This window comes from Streptomyces orinoci, assembly GCF_003121295.1.
Taxonomy (GTDB): Bacteria; Actinomycetota; Actinomycetes; order Streptomycetales; family Streptomycetaceae; genus Streptomyces; species Streptomyces orinoci.
Map to the genome: position 1 here is coordinate 1 of NZ_PHNC01000040.1, position 3,394 is coordinate 3,394.

At 56.9% G+C, this 3,394-nt stretch carries 2 rRNA genes; both read right to left on the reverse strand.

The features are described 5' to 3' along the window. Positions 1 to 10 precede the first annotated feature (10 nt). A 5S ribosomal RNA gene (rrf, locus tag CV755_RS32930) occupies positions 11 to 127 on the reverse strand. Positions 128 to 233: 106 nt separating this feature from the next. Beyond that, a 23S ribosomal RNA gene (locus CV755_RS32935) occupies positions 234 to 3,353 on the reverse strand. Between the last annotated feature and the right edge of the window lie 41 nt (positions 3,354 to 3,394).

Genomic DNA, 3,394 nt, shown 5'->3' on the forward strand with positions numbered 1-3,394 from the left:
TTGAAAGATTGTTCGGCGGCGTCCTACTCTCCCACACGGTCCCCCATGCAGTACCATCGGCGCTGAAAGGCTTAGCTTCCGGGTTCGGAATGTAACCGGGCGTTTCCCTAACGCTATGACCACCGAAACCCTATCGGTTTCGAGCGAACAAGCACACTTTTCAATTAAGTGGTTCTGCTCAAAGCCGGCAACTGTTCGTTGCCTCAGAACTTACACAGTGGACGCGAGCAACTGAGGACAAGCCCTCGGCCTATTAGTACCAGTCAGCTCCAACCGTTACCGGTCTTCCACACCTGGCCTATCAACCCAGTCGTCTACTGGGAGCCTTACCCCATCAAGTGGGTGGGAGCCCTCATCTCGAAGCAGGCTTCCCGCTTAGATGCTTTCAGCGGTTATCCCTCCCGAACGTAGCCAACCAGCCATGCCCTTGGCAGGACAACTGGCACACCAGAGGTTCGTCCGTCCCGGTCCTCTCGTACTAGGGACAGCCCTTCTCAAGACTCCTACGCGCACAGCGGATAGGGACCGAACTGTCTCACGACGTTCTAAACCCAGCTCGCGTACCGCTTTAATGGGCGAACAGCCCAACCCTTGGGACCGACTCCAGCCCCAGGATGCGACGAGCCGACATCGAGGTGCCAAACCATCCCGTCGATATGGACTCTTGGGGAAGATCAGCCTGTTATCCCCGGGGTACCTTTTATCCGTTGAGCGACGGCGCTTCCACAAGCCACCGCCGGATCACTAGTCCCGACTTTCGTCCCTGCTCGACCCGTCGGTCTCACAGTCAAGCTCCCTTGTGCACTTACACTCAACACCTGATTACCAACCAGGCTGAGGGAACCTTTGGGCGCCTCCGTTACCCTTTAGGAGGCAACCGCCCCAGTTAAACTACCCACCAGACACTGTCCCTGATCCGGATCACGGACCCAGGTTAGACATCCAGCACGACCAGAGTGGTATTTCAACGACGACTCCACACACACTGGCGTGCATGCTTCACAGTCTCCCACCTATCCTACACAAGCCGAACCGAACACCAATATCAAGCTATAGTAAAGGTCCCGGGGTCTTTCCGTCCTGCTGCGCGAAACGAGCATCTTTACTCGTAGTGCAATTTCACCGGGCCTATGGTTGAGACAGTCGAGAAGTCGTTACGCCATTCGTGCAGGTCGGAACTTACCCGACAAGGAATTTCGCTACCTTAGGATGGTTATAGTTACCACCGCCGTTTACTGGCGCTTAAGTTCTCAGCTTCGCCCCACCGAAATGGAGCTAACCGGTCCCCTTAACGTTCCAGCACCGGGCAGGCGTCAGTCCGTATACATCGCCTTACGGCTTCGCACGGACCTGTGTTTTTAGTAAACAGTCGCTTCTCGCTGGTCTCTGCGGCCACACCCAGCTCAGAGAGCGTGTCTCATCACCGGACATGGCCCCCCTTCTCCCGAAGTTACGGGGGCATTTTGCCGAGTTCCTTAACCATAGTTCACCCGAACGCCTCGGTATTCTCTACCTGACCACCTGAGTCGGTTTAGGGTACGGGCCGCCATGAAACTCGCTAGAGGCTTTTCTCGACAGCATAGGATCATCCACTTCACCACAATCGGCTCGGCATCAGGTCTCAGACTATATGTCACGCGGATTTGCCTACGTGACGTCCTACACCCTTACCCCGGGACAACCACCGCCCGGGCTGGACTACCTTCCTGCGTCACCCCATCGCTCACCTACTACAGGTCTGGTCCGTCGGCTCCACCACTCCCCTCAACTCCGAAGAGATCAGGGCGGCTTCACGGACTTAGCATCGCCTGGTTCAGCGCTGGCGCTTCAAAGCGGGTACCGGAATATCAACCGGTTGTCCATCGACTACGCCTGTCGGCCTCGCCTTAGGTCCCGACTTACCCTGGGCAGATCAGCTTGACCCAGGAACCCTTAGTCAATCGGCGCAAGAGTTTCCCACTCTTGTATCGCTACTCATGCCTGCATTCTCACTCGTGAACCGTCCACAACTACCTTCCGGCGCTGCTTCACCCGGCACACGACGCTCCCCTACCCATCACAGCNCACCGTTAGATGTACATGCTGCAATGACACGACTTCGGCGGTACGCTTGAGCCCCGCTACATTGTCGGCGCGGAATCACTTGACCAGTGAGCTATTACGCACTCTTTCAAGGGTGGCTGCTTCTAAGCCAACCTCCTGGTTGTCTCTGCGACTCCACATCCTTTCCCACTTAGCGTACGCTTAGGGGCCTTAGTCGATGCTCTGGGCTGTTTCCCTCTCGACCATGGAGCTTATCCCCCACAGTCTCACTGCCGCGCTCTCACTTACCGGCATTCGGAGTTTGGCTAAGGTCAGTAACCCGGTAGGGCCCATCGCCTATCCAGTGCTCTACCTCCGGCAAGAAACACACGACGCTGCACCTAAATGCATTTCGGGGAGAACCAGCTATCACGGAGTTTGATTGGCCTTTCACCCCTAACCACAGGTCATCCCCCAGGTTTTCAACCCTGGTGGGTTCGGTCCTCCACGACCTCTTACAGCCGCTTCAACCTGCCCATGGCTAGATCACTCCGCTTCGGGTCTTGGGCGCGCTACTCTGGTCGCCCTATTCGGACTCGCTTTCGCTACGGCTTCCCCACACGGGTTAACCTCGCAACACACCGCAAACTCGCAGGCTCATTCTTCAAAAGGCACGCAGTCACGAGATGCACAAAGTACATCCGACGCTCCCACGGCTTGTAGGCACACGGTTTCAGGTACTATTTCACTCCGCTCCCGCGGTACTTTTCACCATTCCCTCACGGTACTATCCGCTATCGGTCACCAGGGAATATTTAGGCTTAACGGGTGGTCCCGCCAGATTCACACGGGATTTCTCGGGCCCCGTGCTACTTGGGTGTCGCACAAGCAAGCCGCTAATGTTTCAGCTACGGGGGTCTTACCCTCTACGCCGGGCCTTTCGCATGCCCTTCGCCTACATCAACGGTTTCTGACTCGCCTCATGGCCGGCAGACCATGAAAGTGCGATCCCACAACCCCGCATACGCAACCCCTGCCGGGTATCACACGCATACGGTTTGGCCTCATCCGGTTTCGCTCGCCACTACTCCCGGAATCACGGTTGTTTTCTCTTCCTGCGGGTACTGAGATGTTTCACTTCCCCGCGTTCCCTCCATACTGCCTATGTGTTCAGCAGTAGGTGACAGCCCATGACGACTGCCGGGTTTCCCCATTCGGACACCCCGGATCACAGCTCGGTTGACAGCTCCCCGGGGCCTATCGCGGCCTCCCACGTCCTTCATCGGTTCCTGGTGCCAAGGCATCCACCGTGCGCCCTTAAAAACTTGGCCACAGATGCTCGCGTCCACTGTGCAGTTCTCAAACAACGACC